Source organism: Cyanobium gracile UHCC 0281 (assembly GCF_034931305.1).
GTDB classification, from domain to species: Bacteria; Cyanobacteriota; Cyanobacteriia; order PCC-6307; family Cyanobiaceae; genus Cyanobium; species Cyanobium gracile_A.
In genome coordinates this window covers 1-5,770 of sequence record NZ_JAYGHY010000096.1, presented here as the reverse complement: position 1 = coordinate 5,770, position 5,770 = coordinate 1, and the positions used below count along the sequence as shown (strand labels likewise).

Below are 5,770 nucleotides of genomic sequence, written 5' to 3'. Positions count from 1 at the left end.
GACACGGACGCCATGGAGGACCGCCAGATTGGCCGTGCAAGCCTCCCGGCAGGCATGCCACAAGGCCCACAGAGCCCAATCTGCTCTGGAGGGTCTTGGATTGGCGGCTATTTCAGCAGCCTCCTAGGGGCACGAAAAGAACAAGCGGATAGATGGCGGACCACGTGATGAGGAACTGCTTCCAGCGCATCGGCACCTTGGTCCTCGCGCCACCGGGAACGAACCAGAAGTCAAGGCCGCTGCTGATGTAGAAATCATCAGCGCCAACGAGGAGTGGTTTCACGGCTTTGATCAGCCGCTTGCGGTCATTCGATTCCATCCAGCCCTGTAGATTCTTCTTCGTATCAAAGCGTATGATCACTGTGTAAGTCGCTGTGATTCCGGGGATGGGGCGCACGATGTGCCAGTCGAGGAAGCCGGTTGCTGCCTTGCAAAGAGGTGAAATCGTTTCCATCCAGACCGCGTACGCCTCATGCCGATTGTTTCGGACCCGATGGGTGATGACGACAGTGGCTCCGTCATAGGGCGGAATGGCTGGCTGCGCCATGGGAGTGACTCCGTGTGTGTGCCTTAGTGGGAATGTGAAATGACTAACCCGCAAGATCAACGGCGCGGCTTGATGCATCCGCTGAATTTGCATGGCCAAGCGCCATTTAGGCAGTACTTACCACCATCGAATCTTACCGTGGACGACGCGTTAACATCTTTTGAGATAGAAACGCTTACAGCGAACAAAGGAAGCCACGGCAGATGGCAGCTGTGAGCATGAGGCAATAGTGGGCCAATCAGCATTCGTCGCTATTCAGAATCACCAAACATCGGATGGTTCTACTGCGAGAACAATGTTACTTCTGGCGCTGCAACAAGCTATTCAGCCTCACCACGAGATACACGGAAAGTCGCAGCCACAGTGGAATAAGCAAAGCCAGTGCAGGCTATATTGTCTACGGCAATAGAACTTGGCAGTGCCTCGAAGAAAGAGCCGCGATTCGCCATTTACTGAACAGCCTGTAGACGCTTGCCGAAACCAAAGTCACACGTTCCTGCCATGGCAAATCCATTCTCACAGAAATCAAAGATCAGTGGCGGAGGGATCAGCGCCAGAAGGGAAAATACTGCCTTTGCCGTCTTCATCTTGAGCAAAACGCTCCAGATCAGAAGTGGGCAGGCCCGCACTGGATGAAAGGATACACCGCGCTCCCGCCTTCTGCACCTGGATGCAAGCCAATAGATTCGCGCGTTACTAGAATGCAACAATACGTACCGAAACACTTGTTTGGCTGGGTTCTGCCTAAAATCATGAGTCTCTAGTGGCGTTATGGCCTGTTTCAATAATGCAGGATGCTATTAAGGCTGTCCAAGACACCCCAATTCCCAATCTCTTAATTGCTGCCGGCCTCCTATTCCTGCTACTTGGGTTCGTCAATAAGCTTGGAGGATTCATTGAGGTTTCTCCCGAGCAAAAGAAATTAACCATTCCAATTGGACTCCTCGTGCTAACAGCAGGACTTGTATTAAGCATGAGAATGACAACTCTCGGTCCCATTGGTGGCCATACCAACGGTGGGGAGGTGAACCCTCCCCCAATCAAGCCTGAAACCGGCTACGTACGTGCAACAACTAACGACCCAAACCCACCAACGAGTCTTCGGAATGGGCCTGGAAGTGACTATGCAATTGTCGTTCCAATTCAGAAAGATGAGATCTTTTTTGTGGATCTGCAAGGTTCTGGTGATTGGCTACCAGCAAGAACCGCTGACAACAAGAATGGCTATATATACAGACCACTTGTCCGTCTAATCAAATAAGAATCAAGGACTAGGCGTTTGCGAGGAGCCTTTCATGGCCTGGATGAACCTGAAGTTCACCTCCTTCAAGCCAGAAGGATAGCGTACAAAATATCCAAGCAGCTAACGTTCCAACTGAGCGGCGAGCCGAATACACTCGGAGTGACAAGCAGTCTTTTTCCCGTCCGCTGCAGTTGGCTGTAATGTGGCCGCCTCTGCCTTTGATATGATCTCTTCCTAAAGGGTTGCAACTACAATCAAATACACCAACCCTGAATACAATACTCTAGCTGCTTCTAACTTGCCATGAGATCCACATTGAGACGAGTCATGCTTTACGCATTTCCTTCATGGGTTCTCTTGTTTATCTCTGTCAAAGCCTGCTCTCCGTCAATGCCACATGTTGCCGTATTCTCTGTGGCCGCAATTCTGACTACCACATTGCTGTTTCATGGTCTTTGGCGGATTCTGTATCTACAGCCCCTTGCAGGAGAGAAGCCGCCTTCAATCAAGACCCGCAATATCATTATATTTCTTGCAGTCTTGGCTTTTCTTTCCATTGCATTCTCGTATCAAGCAGGGGTTCGGCATGATTATGTTCAGTACCGTAAGCATTGGGATGTCATTCTAGCAGGATTAGACCCATGGCTTGGCACAGACAATGCTTATGGACCAGTTCACAATCTATTCGCATGGATGTACAGAGTTCATGCTTTATTTCCAAAAATTTTATTTTCTTTTTTACTTGTGTCCACAGGTGCGATCTCATCGTTTTTTCCATTAGGGATCAAAGATCGAACATACTCGATACAGAGATGCTGCCTTTTCGCATTCTTTATTCTTTCACCCTACTCTTTGATTACCGTTAACCTCTATGCCAACAATGACATACTGCCCGCTGCGGCGATGGTTTTGGCACTGATTGGAACAGTCGCTCTTAAAAGTTTTTCGTCACGAGTCATATCAGGAGGCATACTTGCAATTGGAGTCATGAGCAAGTTCTACCCTCTTATAATTCTTCCATCGCTGTCCCTAAGGCGGCGTTGTATTGACTGGGCGTTTGTGTCTGGCTTTCTAGGCACGCTGCTCTTGGGATCATCACTTGCTTATCGACTATGGGGGAACTCTGTTCTTATTCCATTGCTCTTTGCGAACTCGCGAGAATCAAAACACCTATCAATATTCAATTTCACAAGAAATGTGCTGGGCCTTAATCTTGATAGATTCAGCACTCCGTTTATGCTTGTTGTCTTTTTAGTGATGTCTATTTTCCTATTCAAAAAGAATATTGGACCAATGCTTGGCTCCATCCTTACATTTGCAGCTGTCTTAAGCTTTTACAAGGTTGGGCATCAGCAGTTCTTTCTCTTTTTCTTTCTAGTATCACCGTTTGCGATTAGATATCTCCTTAGTTGCTCTAATATTCTGACTCCAAAGGTCGCGGCGATATTCTTCGTGTGGACAGGATATTTGAACTGGTATCAACTTGAGTATCAACTAACTTGCGGGATGTGGGAGTGGCCAGCGAAAGTCTTTAGATATGCAGGGGCATTGCCTTACTTGACAATATCTGCTGTGCTTGCAATGACGATTCTAGGGAGAATCACTGCAAAAGACTTGATGCTTGCCGATTCACTCGACTTGGACACATAACGTTCTGCATGAGTGGCCGAGCGCAAGCTAGGTCCAGGCTGCGATAGCAGGCGAGAACTTGATGCGGGTGTTAGGCGTGATCTAATTGCCCCATTCGCTATGGCTTGTCTGACGATTGGAGCGACAGTATCGATGGAGATCCCATGATTTTTACAGTATGTGGATTGGAGCCAAGCAGAGACTGTCTTCTGCCCCTTACTGGAATTGCATCCACGGCAAGAAAGCGCAATATTCTCCCTTGCAATGATTCGGACATCGTTAATGATGTGTTCCCAGCTGGCCGGAGATCTCGTAGATGTTGCTGATTCAACAAACACAGCTCTACAATACACGCATACTTCGCCCCTTACTCTTACCTCTTCTTCAAGCCAGCCTGGAATTTTCCAATTGTTTGACATATCAGGACATCCTCTTGGCTACGCATAACAGTATTTCGGCGAGTCCGATATCCATCCTGTTCAGGGTGCTCCGGCGGCATAAGAAACCTGCGAGACCATGATCAGGCCCTGGAGCTCCCTCCAGCGTAAGGCTTTTCTCTGGCGTTGCTCTTGGGTGACGGAGATATGGGTGGGTCCGAGATTCAGCGGTTCGTTTTGCTACAGAAGGTCCACCGGAGACATCACCCCACAAGGGCCGCGATTCAGGACATGCGTATAGCTCATTGTGGTCTTCACGTCGCTGTTCCCCAGCAATTCCTGGATGGTGCGGATGTCTTGGCCACGCTCCAGTCGGTGAGTCGCCAACGAGTGGCGGAACGTGTGGCCGCTGGCCGGCTTGCTGATGCAGGCCAGCAAGATCGCCCGCTTCACGGCCTTCTGGATCATGGATGGGTCGTTGTGGTGCCTGCCTTGCGTTCGGGTACTTCCTTCCAAGTGCCATCGGCAGCACCACCCTCCTGCCAAGTCGGCGCGGTGAATCTGCCGTACCGCCTGCAGATGCTCCCGCAAGGGCTCCAAAAGGCTGGCGGGGAGCACGGTGACCCGGTCCTCTTCGCCTTTCCCGCTGCGGACGGTCAGCTCCCGTGCTTCGAGATCCACCTCCTGGACCCGGAGCCGCAGACCGCCACCGTGAACACCACCGGCAACCGTTTGGGCTGCCGGGCGCGCACCACCCCGTCCAGGTTGCCCACATCTCCCCCGAGCACCTGCCTGTAGAGAAAGAGCAGGGCGGATAGCGCCGCACCGGCAGCTCCTCGCGGTAACGATCCATCAGCCGTGGACCTGGTGTGGGAACCATGCGAAAGCCGCGGAGCCGCCTTCAGGGTTCCCCGCCCCGGTCCTCCCGCGCCCCCACCCGCGCCCCCACCCGCGCCAGCGTCGCCTCCAGCTCCCGCCGCCATTCGCCGGGGGCGAAGTGGTGCCAGCGGCCGTGGCCGGGCAGCAGCCAGCGCACGTCCAGATCCAGCAGTCGCTGCACCGAGCGCACCTGCTCCTGCCAGTTCCACCAGCAGTAGCGGCGGGAGGCGACCACCCCCGGCGGCTCCACGCCCCACCAGAGGTGGTCGCCGCTGAACAGCACCTGGCCGGCAAACAGCACCGCCACCGAGCCGGCGGTGTGGCCCGGCACCGGCAGTACCAGCAGGTCGTCCTCCAGCGCCACGGGCTCAAGGCCCTCGATACGGTGCTCCGCGTCCGGGGCAGCGTCGGCATCGGCGGCATGGATCCAGCGTTCGGCGCCGAAGCGTTGGGCCCAGGCCCCGTGGTCGGCCACGTCGTCGCGGTGGCTGAGCAGGATCCGGCGCACACCGCCGAGGGCCTCGATTCGGCGGGCCAGGGCGCCGCTCCAGCGCGGGGAATCGATCAGCACGTTGTCGTGGCGGCCATCGGCCTGGCGCCGGGTGATCAGCCAGCTGCTCGCCCCGAAGCTCTTGCGCGAGGCCCAGCCGCCGTAGTGCACCTCCCCCTCCGGCAGGCTCGTGATCAGGGCCGGGAAGCCATCGGCCGGGCTCTGCGCCAGCAGCTCCCTGGCGGTGCCGATCGCCGCCACCGGGCAGGCCTGCAGCGCCAGCAGCGCCGCGCGGATTTCGCCCTCGCCCTGCGGCTGGGCCCACACGTGCGACGTGCGGCCGGTGGGGGCGAAGTGGGCCGGATCGAACTGCCAGCAGGTGCCGCAGTCGATGCAGGTCCGATCCACATAGAAGGGACCAGCCGCATTGGCGGCCAGGCGCTGCTGGGGGCGGGCCATGGGAGGGCGGCGGCGACACCCCCTAGGAGTCTGTCGCGCATAGACCAGCGCCCAAGCCCTCCACAGCCGCTCCTAAATCTGCCCAAATCCCTTTGACTGCAATGGTTCTCAGCCGCACAATGGGGCATGGTCAAGCCCAAGTCCTT

General features: G+C 54.9%; 5 protein-coding genes. 2 read left to right on the top strand and 3 right to left on the bottom strand.

The window, feature by feature from the left end; translation table 11 throughout:
• Positions 1–112: 112 nt before the first annotated feature.
• On the bottom strand, positions 113–547 hold the full coding sequence (locus VB739_RS16015; RefSeq protein WP_323358012.1) for a hypothetical protein: 435 nt from the start codon (positions 545–547) through the stop codon (positions 113–115).
• Positions 548–1,334: 787 nt separating this feature from the next.
• Here VB739_RS16015 and VB739_RS16010 point away from each other — a divergent pair.
• Positions 1,335–1,808, top strand: coding sequence for a hypothetical protein (locus VB739_RS16010; RefSeq protein ID WP_323358011.1), 474 nt, complete (start codon positions 1,335–1,337; stop codon positions 1,806–1,808).
• 309 nt (positions 1,809–2,117) lie between these two features.
• Positions 2,118–3,440, top strand: coding sequence for a hypothetical protein (locus tag VB739_RS16005; RefSeq protein ID WP_323358010.1), 1,323 nt, complete (start codon positions 2,118–2,120; stop codon positions 3,438–3,440).
• Between the two features lie 596 nt (positions 3,441–4,036).
• Here VB739_RS16005 and VB739_RS16000 read toward each other — a convergent pair.
• Together VB739_RS16000 and VB739_RS15995 are read right to left on the bottom strand one after the other, a co-directional pair.
• Positions 4,037–4,477, bottom strand: a complete 441-nt coding sequence (locus tag VB739_RS16000; RefSeq protein ID WP_323358009.1) for a tyrosine-type recombinase/integrase — start codon at positions 4,475–4,477, stop codon at positions 4,037–4,039.
• A gap of 220 nt (positions 4,478–4,697) precedes the next feature.
• Positions 4,698–5,624, bottom strand: coding sequence for an MBL fold metallo-hydrolase (locus VB739_RS15995; protein WP_323358008.1), 927 nt, complete (start codon positions 5,622–5,624; stop codon positions 4,698–4,700).
• Positions 5,625–5,770: the final 146 nt, after the last annotated feature.

Bases quoted from the DNA above. Each gene is read 5' to 3' on its own strand.
- VB739_RS15995 (WP_323358008.1), bottom strand. From the start codon at position 5,624: ATGGCCCGCCCCCAGCAGCGCCTGGCCGCCAATGCGGCTGGTCCCTTC.
- VB739_RS16010 (WP_323358011.1), top strand. From the start codon at position 1,335: ATGCAGGATGCTATTAAGGCTGTCCAAGACACCCCAATTCCCAATCTC.
- VB739_RS16005 (WP_323358010.1), top strand. From the start codon at position 2,118: ATGCTTTACGCATTTCCTTCATGGGTTCTCTTGTTTATCTCTGTCAAA.
- VB739_RS16015 (WP_323358012.1), bottom strand. From the start codon at position 547: ATGGCGCAGCCAGCCATTCCGCCCTATGACGGAGCCACTGTCGTCATC.